The sequence below is a fragment of the Paenibacillus sp. MAHUQ-45 genome (assembly GCF_058133325.1).
This window is the reverse complement of the sequence record NZ_JBYUPV010000002.1, coordinates 416549-432486: the sequence shown is the minus strand read 5'-3', so window position 1 is coordinate 432486 and position 15938 is coordinate 416549. Positions and strand designations below refer to the sequence as shown.

16 protein-coding genes are annotated in these 15938 nt (G+C 40.5%); 2 read left to right on the top strand and 14 right to left on the bottom strand.

What is annotated here, in order from left to right:
* Window positions 1-153: 153 nt before the first annotated feature.
* From AC3Y23_RS05630 to AC3Y23_RS05570, 13 genes are all read right to left on the bottom strand, one after another.
* Complete coding sequence (locus AC3Y23_RS05630; RefSeq protein WP_379196526.1) at window positions 154-675, bottom strand: GNAT family N-acetyltransferase; 522 nt, start codon at window positions 673-675, stop codon at window positions 154-156.
* Between the two features lie 41 nt (window positions 676-716).
* Window positions 717-962 (bottom strand): hypothetical protein, encoded by a 246-nt coding sequence (locus AC3Y23_RS05625; protein WP_175372575.1) that lies wholly within the window; start codon window positions 960-962, stop codon window positions 717-719.
* Window positions 963-1147: 185 nt separating this feature from the next.
* The gene (locus tag AC3Y23_RS05620; protein ID WP_379196524.1) at window positions 1148-1639 is read right to left on the bottom strand and encodes a hypothetical protein; all 492 of its coding nucleotides are present in this window, start codon (window positions 1637-1639) and stop codon (window positions 1148-1150) included.
* 244 nt (window positions 1640-1883) lie between these two features.
* On the bottom strand, window positions 1884-2624 hold the full coding sequence (locus AC3Y23_RS05615; protein WP_379196522.1) for a cyclase family protein: 741 nt from the start codon (window positions 2622-2624) through the stop codon (window positions 1884-1886).
* Between the two features lie 122 nt (window positions 2625-2746).
* The gene (locus AC3Y23_RS05610) at window positions 2747-2998 is read right to left on the bottom strand and encodes a DUF255 domain-containing protein (protein ID WP_379197120.1); all 252 of its coding nucleotides are present in this window, start codon (window positions 2996-2998) and stop codon (window positions 2747-2749) included.
* Window positions 2999-3309: 311 nt separating this feature from the next.
* Window positions 3310-5793, bottom strand: a complete 2484-nt coding sequence (locus tag AC3Y23_RS05605) for an ABC transporter permease (protein WP_379196520.1) — start codon at window positions 5791-5793, stop codon at window positions 3310-3312.
* Complete coding sequence (locus tag AC3Y23_RS05600; RefSeq protein ID WP_379196518.1) at window positions 5793-6560, bottom strand: ABC transporter ATP-binding protein; 768 nt, start codon at window positions 6558-6560, stop codon at window positions 5793-5795. The genes AC3Y23_RS05605 and AC3Y23_RS05600 overlap by 1 nt, the downstream gene beginning before the upstream one ends.
* 437 nt (window positions 6561-6997) lie before the next feature.
* Entirely contained in the window at window positions 6998-8494 is a 1497-nt protein-coding gene (locus tag AC3Y23_RS05595) for a serine hydrolase domain-containing protein (RefSeq protein ID WP_379196516.1), read from the bottom strand.
* Between the two features lie 208 nt (window positions 8495-8702).
* Window positions 8703-9515: an ABC transporter permease gene (locus AC3Y23_RS05590; protein ID WP_379196514.1), complete on the bottom strand. Its 813-nt coding sequence runs from the start codon at window positions 9513-9515 to the stop codon at window positions 8703-8705.
* The gene (locus tag AC3Y23_RS05585; RefSeq protein WP_379196512.1) at window positions 9512-10543 is read right to left on the bottom strand and encodes an ATP-binding cassette domain-containing protein; all 1032 of its coding nucleotides are present in this window, start codon (window positions 10541-10543) and stop codon (window positions 9512-9514) included. Before AC3Y23_RS05585 ends, AC3Y23_RS05590 begins: the two co-directional genes overlap by 4 nt.
* 344 nt (window positions 10544-10887) lie before the next feature.
* Complete coding sequence (locus AC3Y23_RS05580) at window positions 10888-11487, bottom strand: TetR family transcriptional regulator (protein ID WP_379196510.1); 600 nt, start codon at window positions 11485-11487, stop codon at window positions 10888-10890.
* Between the two features lie 165 nt (window positions 11488-11652).
* Window positions 11653-12810, bottom strand: a complete 1158-nt coding sequence (locus AC3Y23_RS05575) for a YhgE/Pip domain-containing protein (protein ID WP_379196508.1) — start codon at window positions 12808-12810, stop codon at window positions 11653-11655.
* 206 nt (window positions 12811-13016) lie between these two features.
* Complete coding sequence (locus AC3Y23_RS05570) at window positions 13017-13382, bottom strand: winged helix-turn-helix transcriptional regulator (RefSeq protein WP_379196506.1); 366 nt, start codon at window positions 13380-13382, stop codon at window positions 13017-13019.
* A 221-nt stretch (window positions 13383-13603) separates the two neighbouring features.
* Here AC3Y23_RS05570 and AC3Y23_RS05565 point away from each other — a divergent pair, with 221 nt between their 5' ends.
* On the top strand, window positions 13604-14140 hold the full coding sequence (locus tag AC3Y23_RS05565; RefSeq protein ID WP_379196504.1) for an NAD(P)H-dependent oxidoreductase: 537 nt from the start codon (window positions 13604-13606) through the stop codon (window positions 14138-14140).
* Window positions 14141-14216: 76 nt separating this feature from the next.
* Here the strand turns inward: AC3Y23_RS05565 and AC3Y23_RS05560 are convergent, their stop codons facing one another.
* Complete coding sequence (locus tag AC3Y23_RS05560; protein WP_379196502.1) at window positions 14217-15140, bottom strand: ketopantoate reductase family protein; 924 nt, start codon at window positions 15138-15140, stop codon at window positions 14217-14219.
* A gap of 149 nt (window positions 15141-15289) precedes the next feature.
* Here AC3Y23_RS05560 and AC3Y23_RS05555 point away from each other — a divergent pair, with 149 nt between their 5' ends.
* Window positions 15290-15841, top strand: coding sequence for a TetR/AcrR family transcriptional regulator (locus AC3Y23_RS05555; protein ID WP_379196500.1), 552 nt, complete (start codon window positions 15290-15292; stop codon window positions 15839-15841).
* The last annotated feature ends 97 nt before the right edge of the window (window positions 15842-15938 follow it).

Here is a 15938-nt window from a genome sequence, read left to right as displayed (position 1 = left end):
ACGGTATTTATCGTTTTACAATAAATAATTTTCGAAAATAAATATATTTTTATTGCTATAAAGAATAAAAAAGGCAACCGTGTACGGTTACCTTAAGAAATATGCATGAGTTGAACTTTCATTATGCACTTCTATATTCTTCAACAGTAATAACTAAAACTTATAGTACCAAAAAATCGCCTTTTCATTAGCTGTTGGGAAATTTGAATAAAGCATACTATCAACCCCACCGATTACAAAATTGTTTTTTGCATAAAAATCACAAGCAGACACATTCACATCTTGTGTTTCAAGCATAAGCCCAATCAGGTTATTTTGCTTTGCCCACGCTATAGATTTTTCTAATAACTTCGTTCCAATCCCTTGCTGTCGCCACTCCTTGGATACCCCAATGTCATCAACGAAAGCATACCCATTCCAATTAGAACGAAGTCTAATCCGTCCAACGCAGATATCACCATCGTAATATAAAAAAATAGCTTTTCTTGGATCTTCAATATAAGATGTATCGATATCTTCATTCTCATATTGCTTTAAGTATGTTTGAGAAAATATCTCTTTCGTATAAGACCATTTTCCATCTTCATACTTAGGGATCACTCGACCAGAAACGATGAAACTCTCGTTTGAGTTGTTATAATCATCTATATTGGAGTAGGTCATTTTTATAATCATTTCAACGTTCTCCATTTTTCAAAGTAAGCAATCATATTTTGTTATTGTTCTTTACTTTTAATCGTGAAGCTACGGACTTTCATCCATTTGCCCCCAACCAGCTCATCGATGGTTCCCTTCTTCGTTCTGACGCAAAATTTATGCTCAGTTCCTCTGTCAAAACCCGTTGCCTCATACAGCAGATCATCACCGTTTTGTCCTTTAAAATAAACCTGCTTCAATCCGAGCCTGTTTAACAACTCAAGCTTTACACTTTCAATATACATGCGCGAATATTCTTTTGACATCCTGTTCCTCCTGGGGTTAATTTCCTATGACCTACTGCTCAAAATTTCTATATCTCGATTGGTTTCTGCTAAAATGGATATTCGGTTACCCATATTTCAAATCCCTTATGATTATTATAATCGATAACTTCATATCACCAAATTGTAAGACAACAAAGGAATGATAACCCGAGTAAAATACTTATTCATTTAGTTCGCCAATTTATCTCTTCAATTATTCCCCTGTATCGTTCTATATCAGATTGAAATTCCAAGCCATTTATAGCCATTATTTTTTTGAGTTCCTCTAATTTTTGTATTAACTCTTCTGAAAAATTAATTAGTTCTCCCCATGAAAAAGAAAATTTATTAATAGTCTTTATGGATCGATCCATAAAAGGTGAATGTTCAGTTAACCAAAACACGTTTTCAACCTCATGGATGACTTCAACATAGTACCCTCCACAACCAAATATGCCGCAAGTACATGTGAACATAGGATACTTTCCCGGACAAAGTAATGATTCGAAAAATTCGTTTTCAACAAACACTTCATCTTGATCCAATTTTTCTCCATTTATATATAATGCAATCCTCCAATCTACAATAGGAACCATTCTTCCTTTGTGTTTCGTTATATTTTTATATACTTTTCTTATGTCTACTTCCATATCAAAGGATAATATATCTTGTTTCATTTCATTATCCTTCTTTGAAAAAAACTTCATATTTCACCCCATAATTCTTTTGGATATTATAACTAGCGTATTATTAAAAGAGTTCATGATAGCAATTTTCAACGGAATTATTGCCACACCCTCAGCTATTATCATTTTGTATCTCCATCCCTCTGACAGAATCTATATTGTCTGTAGCTTGTTATCATAGGTTTTCATTGTATTTCGTTAGCTTCAGCGACACAGTTGGAGTGCTCTGTTAGATCTAGGCCAACAACATAGGACGAATAGGAGATCCTGAACCATTTTTGATCTTCAATGGAAGTGCCATAAAAACCCCAATTGCAGGAGCTTGGCTCATTCTACTGAATCCCTCCATAATTAAAATATTGTTCGGCAAAAAATATTCCACATGACCAGGAGCACTTAGAATTTTCCCATCTAACATGCAAATATCTACACCCGGGGTATCTGCCCCAATTGCTTTAATTCCTGCCTCACTAAAATATTTGCATACTGCGTTGGTTAGACCAGGTTCATTTTTACCCCACCATTCTCTTTCATTACCACTACTGTCTGGCGTGTAATATTTGTCCCAACCAAAATCAATAAGAACAATATCTCCTGCCTGAAGGGAGAATTTATCACGCTCTTCTATTTCTTTAATGATTTCTAATTCAACTGGTTTACCTGCCTCAGGAGCAAAGGACGCAAGATCGTATTTCTTATAAGGACCAATTAAACAATCGACGGGCAATTGATCAATCGTTGCTTGTTCTCCATGACAATGGACAGGGGCATCAACATGAGAACCCGTGTGCTCTGAAATAATTAAGGTTTGTGCATAATAACCATGGTGGCAAAAATTGCGATGATTCTCCACAATGCCGAGTGAGGGATGATTATGAAATCCAGGCATATTAGTTTCGAATGTCGGTGAAATATCATAGGCTTTAAGTTGATTAAAATAATTCATAAAGTTATGTATAATATCAGTCGATTTCAAAAAACTACCTCCAAGTCTGGTTAAATGTTATTTCTATCATACTATTAAATGGAATACTATTACGTCTATAACTATAATTACAAACAAAAAACTCCTGCTCAAAGCAGAAGTTCCTACATAGTTTAATCACATAAGCATCTCTTCAATGACAGGTATGTGTGGGTCAATAAATAGCTATAACCGATATATAAGAAGACGGTCTTGTTATCGCGCTTGGCGATTTCAAAAGCTTCTTCTGACCAAGGGAACCAGTTCACCGGATTATGAGCGTTTTGCAGCAAGTAAGACGACTTTGGGGGGCTAATTTTTTGAGTAATTTTTGAATTGCATGGAACTAGTGTTACTGAAATTTTCACCCGATTGCAACACCGCATATAAAAAAGCCACCAATCATCATCAAACACGGTGATTGATGGCTTCTTAAAATCGTAAATCATTAAGTTTAAGCTTAAGCGGTTGATTATCATCAGGCAGTCTGATATTGCAATGAAGCTGTTAATTTCATGTTACTCCATATTCACTATCCGTTCCTTAACATCCTCAAAGGAATAATCACACAGTTCTAACATGGAGTACATCGAGTCTCGGAGCTTCAAAGGTAGGCTTTAAGGTAAAAATACTGTGCTAATTCAACGAGCAAAGGATTATTCACCTGATCCAGTTCCTCTCAATCTATGGCTAAACCTCACTCCACACGTAAACGTTCAATTAATATTTTGGAGTTCATATGCCGGGCAATCAACCAAGAAATCAAAAAGCTGTAAGCTAGAAGGAAAACGATCCCCAAAGCTATTCCTACCCAAGAGATTATAATGGTTTCACCTATCCCGCCAAGAACTGTTAGAACAGTTAGAGATAGATATACACCCGTGATCACACCTATAATAGCAGCCATCAAACTGAATAATCCCGTCTGCAATAGTAGCACCCGAGTAGTCTGCACGCGGGACATTCCTAAACTTACCAGAATGGCTAGCTCCCTTTGTCGTGATCGGTAGAACGCCGCCAACGTATTATATAGCGCCATAAGCCCAATTACACCAGATACCACTGCAATAGCTAGTATAAGATAGTAACGTTGGTTAATTTGATTTTCCTCAAGTGCTAATGCCGAATCCTTTTCCGAAGCTTCTAGTAATGGATACTGATTCTTAAATTGTTGTAATTTTACTAAGACATCGTCTTTAGTTCCAGGCTTTACGAATATCAACCCTGTCAGTAGATAATCTTGCTCTGTAGGCAGCATTGAATTGTTTGTATCTACATAAGCACCGTATAAGAAACCCCATGAACCTGGTAGATCTTCCTTTACTACTGCAGTAACTTTTAATGTTTTGGCGGTAATTACTCCTTCTGGATCTACAAGCTGAATAAAATCTCCTTTGGCAAGGTTAAGCTTATCTACATACTTTTTCGTAAGTACGACAGCATCATTCACTTCACCTAAAGGTGGTAAAAGACCTCTTTTTTGAAGTTCGGCAAGTGGAGCCCTCATATAAGTAAAGGATTGAACTGGGTCTCCTGACATGCCCAATGGATCTGCAATATTAACAGAATTCTCTGTAGTTATTGTAATAAATCCCTTAACACCTTCTATATTTTGGATATCATTCGCCAGGGATAATGGCAAAGTAGACATTCCCCTTTTATGATTCATCAGCACGATATCACTAACGTATTCCTTCTCCACTCTCTCAACCGTATTAGCTTTAATTGTTCCATATATAGATAATCCTAAGAGTGGAACTGCGATAGATAGAGAAATCAAATACAGAATTAAACGATTTTGATTAGCATAAGTACGTAAATAAGCTGTAGATAGAACTAACTCACGTGCACGCTGGCGCTCAAGTAATCGCGTTAGGCTCGCAAGCATTTTTTGAAATAACACTGGAACTATTGCAAGAAAGGAAATAAAAACAAGAAGTCCACCACTTACAATCTTGGGTATTGAACCAGAAGAGGCAATTAAGCCATAGATTTGAAGTAATAGTCCTACTAACCCAAGTATAATCCATATTTTTTTAAGTTTAGGGGTTTTAATATATTCAGCTTGACTTGCCTCGCCAATGTGAACTAATGGCAACCGATAAAAGGCTCGACGGATTGGAATCATCAAGAGCAGAATAAAGAGGCAGACTGCTAATGTAGCTTGACCTACCACGGAAAATATATTTATAGTAATACTGTCTGTGGTTATACTCAATGCTTTGGCAATCAGATCACCGAACCCTTTTACCAGACCGATGGACAGAATCATTCCAAGTAGACTCCCCATCATCACTACCAGTATGAGTTGAGTCAAAATAATCGTTAATAACTGACGTTTATTGGCTCCATTAGCTTGAAGAATAACTAGCTGTCTAAGATAATCCAACATCATCAGCCGAAAATTACTAAATATGAAAGCTATAGCCATACTCAACGATAAAAAACTTAAAATACCACCTGTCCATTGTAAGTTAGCTGCATTCTTTTGAACAAATTCTGTTTGTGATACGATTTCTGATTTTAACGGTAACTGAAGCTTTGCCTCAATACTTGACAACACTTCATTTGTATCTACACCGTCCTCTAAGTTCAACAACACCAAATTAGCTCCGTCCACGCCTAAAGAAGCTTGCAAAGAGCGCATTGGAAAAATGACCACATCAGGAGCGGAAATCCCACGAATATCCGGTATAATCTCAGCGACTTTCCATTTCTTTTGAGAAAGGTTGTGTGTGGGTAGAGTAACCCACTTTCCAACAGATGCAGATAATTTATCTGCAAATCCCTGTGTTAAGACGATTTGATTGTCATCTAGAGGGACTGTGAATTTATAAAGTTCTTTACTTAGTTTTGTATTGTCCACTCCAACGTAGTAATATGACTCACCTAGGACAGGATTAACCAAGACCTTTGAGTAGTCTAAAATTCCTCTCTGCTCCACCATCTTTTCAAGTTGCCCGTTCTCAAGCACTTTACCTGACTGCAGACCGACCATAACATCCATTTCACCATAGAGCTTTTTAATTTCTCTATCAAAAGAGTGATTCATACTTTGAATAATGATCTGAGTACTACACATTACTCCAACCGCTAGCGATACACTTATTATGGAGAAAAAAAGCTTACTTTTAGCTGATGATGCCAATCGGATGGCAATACCGATCAAACGATAGATCATTATAAAACAATCCTATCCGTTTGATAGAGTTGCTGGATAATCATGCGGTTACGTTCACTCTCCGCGACATCCTTAACAATAAGTTCATTCTTAATTTGTCCGTCACTCATAAAAAGGATTCGATCTCCATAACTAGCAACCAACGGATCATGAGTCACGAGAAGAATAGTCTGATTTAAATTCCGTTTGAGTTTAAGCAGAAGTTCCATCACCTCAGTAGTGGTATGATGATCCAAGTTGCCTGTCGGTTCATCGGCAAGTAAAATTTCAGGATTTTTAACGACTGCTCTAGCAAGTGCCACCCGCTGCTGCTGTCCGCCAGATAGCTCGAATGGACGATGATTCCCTCTTTCGCTCAGTCCGACCAGTTCAAGGATTGATTCGACCCGATTCTTGATTTGCGATGGAGCCTGTCCATCTAAAACTAGTGGCAGTGCGACGTTCTCCTCAACGGTTAAGGACGCAATTAAGTTGTATGATTGAAACACAATACCGACAGAAGAGCGTCGATATTTGGTGAAAAATGATTCCTGCTGTGGCTTGCTTATTTCCATGCCTCCAATAAATATACGACCCGATGTGGGCGAATCTAATCCACCGATAATATTCAGTAAAGTACTTTTTCCGGAACCACTGGTACCCATTATCACTATAAATTCGCCTTTCTTCACACTCATTGTCAGCTTCTGCAAAGCATTAACTGTAACGCTCGAAGTGCTGTGGGTCTTGACTAAGTCTTCAACCTGCATAATATATGAGCTATCCATGTTTTATTCTCCCCCCTTATACCCGTTGATGTTTATCCGGTGAGTCTTTGTACATATTCATCTGTTTAATATACATACTGTAGTAAGCACCCTTCTTTTCAAAGAATTGATCGTGTGACCCTTTTTCTATGATTTGTCCACGATCCATGACTAATATGACGTCTGCAAATCTAACTGGATCCAAACGATGAGAACCTAGACTCAAATTGTACATATAGACTGTGCCCTTATTATACAATAAATTGGAAAAATATAACTAAAATAATTTTTTTAATTTTAATCAAAAAAGCTCCCGCCAATAACACTGGCAGTAGCTTCGAACAATTGATTCACGCGAACATCCCATCAGTGACAAGTGCTATAACCGATGGAGAGGAAGATGGGCTTGTGCTCATGCTTGGCGACTTCAAAAGACACTTCTCTATGAGTTACTCTCATCAATCTATTATGCGCACAAGTGCTGCTATTCTTTTCCCTTTCAATATAATTGATAATACGCAACTGATCGCAGCAAGCCCCATCCACAATAATACTGAATACGACATCCATACGCTGATCATATAGTAACTGTAGTTGATCAAATAAGGCCAGATCAGAATTAATATCAGTAACAGCACTTTTGAGATCAGATAGATACCCGCTCCAATTCTTTTCCTGCGTCTTGACCGTTTAGTATGCATGGTTTGTATGTCTGCTCCGGCCAGTTTAATCGCCTTAACACTTATGCTAATGACTGCTAGCAGGACCAAGAATGAGAATACCCAATCAATTAAAATATAGCTATCATCATATTTAAAGGGAGTCATAGGCTTCCCGTTCATATTCTCATAAATATTTTGCGCAATCAGTGACGAAGCAGTCGAATTCAAATTAGACAGTACAAATATACCCTCTTGCCGTTCTAAATCAATAATGACGTGTGAGGAATAATTAGGATTGCTTCCAGTATGGCTAATCATCCGCTTTTCCAGATCATTGCTCCATCCGTATGAATAGTACTGACCCTCAGCTTCATATCCCGCACTCTGGAGGTCGGCTTCATGAGATTGCAGTATAGCCTTTCTTAAATTATCTGGTATATCCCCTATTCCCATCTGGGCATTGGTCCAGCGCGCCAAATCCTTTATGTTTGACACTAGATACCCTGCAGCAATGTTCCCATAATATCTGGGAGCATCATACTCTAAGCTTTTGCCAAAAAATACGCGGTATCCTCTGCTAAGCTGATCCGGTTTCTTTTCCTGACCTGTAGAAAAGTAGCTGTCTGTCATGCCCAGCGGAAGTAGAACATTCTGAGTTACATAATCCTGATAGCTTATACCTGTAACCTTCTCAATAATCATCGCCAAAATATCATAATTAACGGTTGCATACTGATATTCTGTACCCGGATATGTATCTAGTGCAATGTCCGAAATTTTATGTATAGTGTTTCCAAGCGTTTCTGAAGTCGTTCCTTCAGGAATCAATTGAATACTCCATGATGGAATCCCGCTTGTATGAGCCAACAGCTGGTTAATTGTAATATTGGCCTTCTCTCCTTTAAAGGTTGGGGCGAACGTGGAAAGATAATCTGAGACATTATCCGAATACGCTAAATATCCCTCTTCCTTCAATAAAATTATTGCCAGCGCCGTAAATGCCTTGGTAGTCGATCCTAATTCAAACAGTGATTCTTCATTCACTTCCTTTTGTTGATCGACATCCGCGAACCCGTATACTTTAAATTCTGTCCTGCCCTGCTTGGATGAAACCATTGCAACTCCAGGAGTTGCTGTTTTGGCCATTATGGTCTCTACCATGTCATCGACATCCCCATATTTCCCCACTGTGAACAGAGTCCCAAGCTGCTGCCACCAACCAGCAATAATAATCGCGATTAATAGGACTATACTTGCTGAAACTACCATTTTTATCTTAAAAAAATTACCCATTGCTTCTCCTTCCTTCGGATCATACTCATTGCATACTTCGTATATTCCAGAATTTTCTTCATCTATTTGACGTTCTATCTGTTCACTTCACTGCGGCAATATAGCTATTTGCAAAAAAAGCTCCCGCCAATAACACTGGCAGAAGCTTCTTTGAACAATTGATTCACATAAACATCTCAAACGATAGTCTTCAGGAAAACCTATTAAATTATGTGCGGCGCATATAAGCGCGGACGGTAATTGGCACGAAGATGGCCACAATTACTGCGGCACCAACTAGCGAATAGACAAGATCGCTACCCACGGTTCCCTGGTTGACCAGATTGCGGACGGCGGTGACAAGATGCGAAATCGGATTGACCTTAACAAACCATTGGAGCCAATTCGGCATGGTATCGACCGGTACGAAGGCATTCGAGAGAAAAGTGAGCGGGAATAGGACGATCATCGAGATCCCTTGTACGCTGGAAGCTGTGCGCGCAATAACGCCGAAGAAAGCAAAGATCCAGCTAATGGCCCACGAACAAGCAATGACAAGCAGTCCAGCCAGCGCAACATATCCAAGGCCACCCTCTGGCCGGAAGCCCATGATATAGCCCATGGCGAAGGTAAGTACAGTAGCTATGGTATATCGAACCGTATCCGCGAGCAGGGCACCGGCGAGCGGAGCTATTCGAGAGATCGGAAGTGATTTGAAGCGGTCAAACACGCCTTTTTCCATATCCTCACGCAACTGTACACCAGTGACGATAGAGGTTGTTATCACGGTCTGAACAAGGATGCCGGGGATGATAACGGGCAAATAACTCACTACATCCCCTGAAATAGCCCCGCCAAAGATATAAGTGAACATCAGGGTGAAAATGATCGGTTGAAGCGTAACATCAAACAGTTGTTCAGGAGTGCGCCGGATTTTGAGCAGACCTCTGTAGGCCATGGTCAATGAGTTGCGTACCGACTGACGTAAGCTGGTATGATTTTTCAATTGGCGCTCTGCACCTGGTTTTATTAAAGTACTCACGCTGTTACCTCCTTAGTACTCTTCGATAATTCTGACGCAAGCTGCGCGTTCTCCTTCACACCATCGCCTGTAAGCGTTAGAAAAACTTCGTCAAGTGTTGGTTTCTGTACACTCATCTCTGACAATGGAATCCCCGCCTCGCGAAGCGCGATCAACAGATCGGTAACCACATCGACATTCCCCATCGGTGCAGTGATCACCCCTGCCTCCGCCGATAAATTAGACCGGACGTTAAGCACCTTCTCAACAGTCTGACTGGCATTGCTCATATCCTGCGGGTTCTGAACCTTCAAATGCAGCGATGAGGTACCGACAGATGATTTCAGCTCATTTACAGTACCTTCCGCGACGACTCGGCCTTTGTCAATAACCGCAATCCGGTCGGCAAGCTGATCCGCCTCCTCCAAATATTGCGTTGTTAACAATACCGTTGATCCAGTACTTACGAGCCGCTGGATGGTATCCCACATCTGATTACGCGTCCGCGGATCAAGTCCGGTAGTTGGTTCATCCAGGAAAATGAGCGGCGGCTGAGCAATGAGACTTGCGGCTAGATCCAGCCGGCGGCGCATACCACCAGAGAAATTTTTCAGCGGACGTTTCGCGGCTTCACTAAGTCCGAACTCCTCAAGTAGTTCTGCGGATTTTCTTCGTGCCTCGGCGCGCCCCAGTCCAAGCAGTCTTGAGAAAATAAGCAGATTCTCGATCGCACTAAGTGACTCATCGACAGATGCATATTGGCCAGTTACACCGATTAGTTGACGCACAATCTGAGGCTCTTTAACCACGTCATGTCCGAAGACACGCGCGGAACCTCCATCTGGCCGCAATAAAGTTGCCAGCATGCGAATTACGGTTGTCTTCCCTGCTCCATTAGGACCTAACACCCCATAGATCATCCCCGTGCCTACACTGAGATTTACACCATCAACGGCACGGTTGCTTCCATACGTTTTGACGAGTCCTTGCGCTTCGATCGCCCAGCCACTTTTGTCCCGCGCTGTGTTCGCTTTTTGAAATGAATTCACGTTCTACTCCCCCTAAGCAATTGAATGTATAACGATCGTAACCGGTATTTATAAACTGAATTTAAACTCGTAACGTAACGATTCAAAATAAGCATCACACGACGTCAGTAGCGTTTTTTCATGATTTATTAAAACAAAAAACCGATCCTTGTGGATCGGACTGGAGATGTATCCTTTAATCATTCTTGAGATCTGCTCAAGCCTTTTCGCTGTAATATGTTTCGTTGCAGATGCTTTTCCCTTGATTTACTTTTGAAAAAGAAAAAGACGTTAACCAGATATATTACATCCGTTAACGCCTTCACCTTTCAAGATTGAAATAAAAATATCCAGTTCATCAAAGCCTAGGAGGTTATGTCAGTTGTACGTAAGGAAGCCAATACGAGCTTAACGATATGGTCTGCGGTCACTGCAGAGTCATAGTTTGTGTTCTCTAACAGGCTTTTTTGTGCAGTATGAATCTTAAATGAAAGAGCGGCGCCAATGACAAACATCAGCGTATGATCCAGTGAATCAAAGTGGAAGAAGCCCTCGTTACGGCCCCGTTCCAGCAGTTCGCGCACCTTCTCCCATACCGGTTGGACATAGATAAGCACGATATCAGCACGTGGAGAGGTGAGTTCAATCTCCTGCTTGATGATGTTGCTCAGTTCTGAGTCCTCTAGCCCGAAGAAAATAATCTCCCGGATCAGCAAAGTCAGTCCCTCTACAGGATGACTCAAGAGGTCACCACTATCCTTTATCCGATTCCCTGAAAAAAACTGTTCAAATATAGCGCGCAGCAAATTCTCCTTGCCGCCAAAATAGTAAGAGACGAGCGCCACGTTCGCTCCTGCTTCCTCACAAATTTGTCTTACACTGGTACCGTCATAGCCTTGTCGCGCAAACAATTTCTTGGCCGCTAGCAGGATGCGCAGCTTCATGTCGGGATCAGCTGTAGTCATGATTCAATCAATCTCCTCGCGTGATCATATAGAACCTATTATGGATGCTTTATCACGGATAGGCAAGTCTCCCGTAGCGTAAAGACTGGCTACACATAAGAAGTCTCCTGCGTGAAGCCGATCCTCTTTTGAACCCAATATGCGAAACGAATTCACAGAGACCTTTTATTCAACAGGAGCCACAACAGGCGCTGCCACACGCGTAGTTTGTTTGCGAAGTCCTGTCGCAGCCAGACTCACGAGAAGCGAAACTGCGAGGATCGCCACCAGTAAGAGAACGTCAGGGACAACACTTGGACCTCCGAATAACAAATTCATCGATCCGTCCACCGCATAGGTCGCTGGCAGGTAATGACTTAACCCTTGATAGAAGTCACCCAGTAGTTCACGTGGAACCATCGCCCCTGAGGAAACCAGCTGCAACGACAATAAGGTCATATTAAACAACATTCCAGCCATACCGAAAACGATCAAGAACATTTGCGCGAAGAACATAAAGGTCAGAAGGAATAATGCTTGGAACAACCAAACGGAGACAAAGCCTCCTGCATGCTGGCCCCCCAGTCCGGCGATCAGTGATGATCCGATCAAAGAGACGACGACTGCGGAACTGACGTTAATGACGACCCGAGCACCAAACTTACTCCATCTTGAGATACCAGGACCAATCATGTCCGTCGCCTGCTGAAAATTCATCCCCATGATCATGGCGCCTACGAACGAGGCGAGTACCATCATCATCGGCACCATCTGATTGTTCATGCCCTGAACAGGGTTGGTAAATGCCATATTTGAACTGATTTTATCTACGACGCCTTGTGCGATACCCTGTGCTTGAGCTGCCGGTACATTTGCCTGCTTCAGCACAGCTTCCGTTCCTTGAATTGTAACTTGCTTGCCCACGGTTGCTGTAATTTGAGCTGCTACGCTCTGCATCACACTCTTAATCATCATTGGATTAGATTCGTTGATCGTGTAACGAAGCTCAGCTTGTTGCCCCTGGCTTTGGAGCTGTTTGGAGAAATCTGAAGGCACCTGCAGTACCATCTGCACCTCGCGCCGTTCCAGACTTCCTTTCGCCTCTTCCAAATTCATTCCTGTTACCATATGAAACGGAAGTGACGATGCCAGCTGTTCGCTGATCTGGGCACCAGCCCCTTGGTCTTCATTGACTATTGCAATCGATAGCTTACTCGTATTCTCATTAATCCCTTTGTAACCTGTCATCCAGATGATACTAAAAATAACTTGAAACATCAGTAGCAACACAATTCCGATGATGGTCGCCGGTTTCTTCAAGTAAGCTTTTAAAGCATAAAGCATAAGTATCTCTCCTTTTTTTTGTAATTAATCCGAATTAAATGATCGTTTAAATTAAACGTTTGTTTTATTCTAGACCGACTTTTACCCGCTGTCAACTATTTAATGATAAATACAAAACACATCAGCGATACTCAGATTCAAGTAACCGTAGATGTGCCTTTAGCCGCTAAACTTAAGTTATTTCAACTTATCTATCTTCCCAAATTTCAAAAATTCTCCGGTGACATCTTTTCCAGCAACACAATATCTTCTCCTCGCTGTTGCCTCATTTGAATATTTTCTTTACCCCAAGAGCACATAACTTCAACGATTTTATTGGCGGTGACACCATATTCCGTGAGGCTGTATTCGACTTTTGGCGGCATCTGCTGATATACGTGTCGGCTTACAAGTCCATCCTTCTCAAGCTCACGAAGCTGCTGGATCAGAACCTTTTGTGAAATGCCGTGAATATTGCGCTGTAATTCGCTTGTTCGCTTCACACCAGACATTAACAAGCAGATGATCAACGCTTTCCACTTACCACCGATGATTTCAAGTGTGGCTTCTATACCCAGATTGTATTGTTTCATATCAATAACCCCTCATTCATGCTAACTGATGCAGTCGTCTAAAATTTCATTTTTGCATACATTTTTTTTCGAGTCCAGTACTTACTTTGAAGTAACCATCTTACTTCATTGTGTGTATTTTCTTTTTATAAAGCCTGCAACATAATGATGATATTCGAAAAATGAGGCAAGGCACCAGAGGCTACACTCTTTGATATGGGCCTGAGAAAGGAATTTTCATTATGAAAACACTAGTGATTATAGCACACCCGAATCTTGAGAATTCAAGGGTAAACAAGAGATGGAAAGAAGAACTGCTGCAATATCCAAACGATATTACCATTCATGAGCTTTACATGGAATATCCCAACTGGAACATTGATGTTCCTAGAGAACAAGAACTATTAGAAGCACATAACCACGTTATCTTACAATTCCCCTTGTATTGGTACAGTTATCCGCCACTATTGAAAAAGTGGTTTGATGATGTGTTTGCATATGGATGGGCTTACGGTTCAAAAGGTGACAAGCTTAACGGAAAAAAGATGGGACTTGCCATGTCTATCGGCGATAAAAAAGAAAATTATGTGCCAGAGGGCTCTGTTTCTTTTACCGTGGATGAAGTGACTACGCCTTTCAAAGCCAGTACAAAACATGTGGGCGCAGTAGCACTCCCCTACTTTGCAGTCTTCGGGGCTTCATTTCAAGCTAGCGATGAGGAGATCAATCACAGTGCGGTAGAATATATCAACTATATTACAAAGTATAAAAATCAATAAATAAAGCAGCGACAGAACAAGACTTGATAAATAAAGTCTTAGACTGCCGCTGTTGTAGTTCAATTATCGTTTTCCGTTAGTGAACAGGTATTTCCGATTTGATATCATTTTGACTTAAAAATTTCATTAAATCATTACTCAGCTGCACAATCTCATTGTTAGCACTATTCGCATAATCCGGCAACATCATATCCCTAACCATTTTAGTTCGTAGCCATGTCATAAAGAAAAGATCCAACAATAAGTTTGGAAATTTGAGCACCATTTTAAGCATTGGTGGATCAATTGAAACGCCGGCTTTTTGTATTGCCCTTAGATACGCTTTTAAAGTGACTGTTATTTTGCGTGCCGTCTTTCTGGTACTGGCTGTTTTTTTGTCAATGATCTTATTCTCTGAATGCAAAAAGCTCAACATGGCAATGTCTGATACGGAATGTGTGATTAGATACGCTTGCATATCCTTTTTAATAACGTAGGGAAGCTTTGCTGCTTTAAACACGTTTGCGAGTTTTTCTATGCGTTCAGTCACTACACCATTAATTTCTCCAAATGCAGTTGCCGCTATAATCTTTGGCAGAAATCGAGCATGCAGTACTCCATCTTTAATCTGTCCGCCGAATCCGGGAAAAGCTGGTAAAAGTCTATCCCCTACGATATCCAGCCATGAAGAAAATCCAATTGAATTATTAGTCATCGTAACTATATTTTTGCTTTGATTATCTTTTAGCGCTAACAACGCTGATTCAGACCGGTCATAACGAACGGTAACGAAAATAAAATCGTACACATCGTCATTTTCGAGCGTATCAATGACATTCACTTGTATCGATCTAACTGTACCTTTTTCTATATATTGCAGGCCATTTTCTCTTAATAATTTAAATCTATTAGAATGTGCAAACAGGCTAACGTCAAACCCTGCTTCAATAAGCTTCATTGCGTACATGCTCCCGATGACACCTGCACCAAAAATTAAAATTCTATCTTGTTTTGCTGACATTAAAACCACCCCTACTTATTAACATTTTCTTTTTCATTATCCGACAACATGTTGTATGATGTGATTATAAATTTTTATGATTCCTTGATCAACCATCAGTTTTTTATGATTTGTCGGATGATATTCTTATTCGCTAGTAGGAGGGAAACATGAACAAGCAACCCCAAATCACGGAGAAAACAAGACAGAAGTTTGTAGATGTTTTTTGTGAGTTATATAGCCAAAAGCCGATTGAGAAAATTTCGGTTCAGGAAATTGCGAATAAGTCAGGATATAACCGCAGCACCTTTTATCAATACTTTACTGACATTTACGAATTGTTAGACGCTGTTGAAAACGACTTATTGAATGAGATGAAAAAAGAATTGGCGAATAAAGAGCTATCGATGCATACGGTTCAAGATACGCTCTTTTGTCTGGATAAAAGAGAACATCTCCTGGTTCTTAATGCCCTTTTAGGTGATTATGGAAGTGTCCGTTTTTTAAAACGCTTAAAAAAAGAAATCACTTTGGATGAATTAGAATTAAACGTTCCGCAGAACCATTCCTTAACCCCATACTTCGTTGAGTTTTACCTGACAACTTCTCTTTCTTTATTTCGTCTTTGGCTCCAGCGTCAACAGGATTTATCGTCAGAAGAATTTTTCAAGCTAGTGGAGAACCTATATTCAAGAGGGATTACGCCCTATTTTAAAGAATAAGTCTGTCATTCAAGCTAAATCCATATGTTGTATAACGATAAAAAAGCGCGCATAAGCTTGTTTGCACAATATACTCCATAAAGACTGACCTACTCTT

What these genes read in the sequence shown, in the direction of transcription:
- AC3Y23_RS05630 (WP_379196526.1), bottom strand. Translation starts at nt 675, where the DNA reads ATGATTATAAAAATGACCTACTCCAATATAGATGATTATAACAACTCA.
- AC3Y23_RS05625 (WP_175372575.1), bottom strand. Translation starts at nt 962, where the DNA reads ATGTCAAAAGAATATTCGCGCATGTATATTGAAAGTGTAAAGCTTGAG.
- AC3Y23_RS05620 (WP_379196524.1), bottom strand. Translation starts at nt 1,639, where the DNA reads ATGAAACAAGATATATTATCCTTTGATATGGAAGTAGACATAAGAAAA.
- AC3Y23_RS05610 (WP_379197120.1), bottom strand. Translation starts at nt 2,998, where the DNA reads ATGCGGTGTTGCAATCGGGTGAAAATTTCAGTAACACTAGTTCCATGC.
- AC3Y23_RS05605 (WP_379196520.1), bottom strand. Translation starts at nt 5,793, where the DNA reads ATGATCTATCGTTTGATCGGTATTGCCATCCGATTGGCATCATCAGCT.
- AC3Y23_RS05600 (WP_379196518.1), bottom strand. Translation starts at nt 6,560, where the DNA reads ATGGATAGCTCATATATTATGCAGGTTGAAGACTTAGTCAAGACCCAC.
- AC3Y23_RS05595 (WP_379196516.1), bottom strand. Translation starts at nt 8,494, where the DNA reads ATGGGTAATTTTTTTAAGATAAAAATGGTAGTTTCAGCAAGTATAGTC.
- AC3Y23_RS05580 (WP_379196510.1), bottom strand. Translation starts at nt 11,487, where the DNA reads ATGACTACAGCTGATCCCGACATGAAGCTGCGCATCCTGCTAGCGGCC.
- AC3Y23_RS05575 (WP_379196508.1), bottom strand. Translation starts at nt 12,810, where the DNA reads ATGCTTTATGCTTTAAAAGCTTACTTGAAGAAACCGGCGACCATCATC.
- AC3Y23_RS05570 (WP_379196506.1), bottom strand. Translation starts at nt 13,382, where the DNA reads ATGAAACAATACAATCTGGGTATAGAAGCCACACTTGAAATCATCGGT.
- AC3Y23_RS05565 (WP_379196504.1), top strand. Translation starts at nt 13,604, where the DNA reads ATGAAAACACTAGTGATTATAGCACACCCGAATCTTGAGAATTCAAGG.
- AC3Y23_RS05560 (WP_379196502.1), bottom strand. Translation starts at nt 15,140, where the DNA reads ATGTCAGCAAAACAAGATAGAATTTTAATTTTTGGTGCAGGTGTCATC.
- AC3Y23_RS05555 (WP_379196500.1), top strand. Translation starts at nt 15,290, where the DNA reads ATGAACAAGCAACCCCAAATCACGGAGAAAACAAGACAGAAGTTTGTA.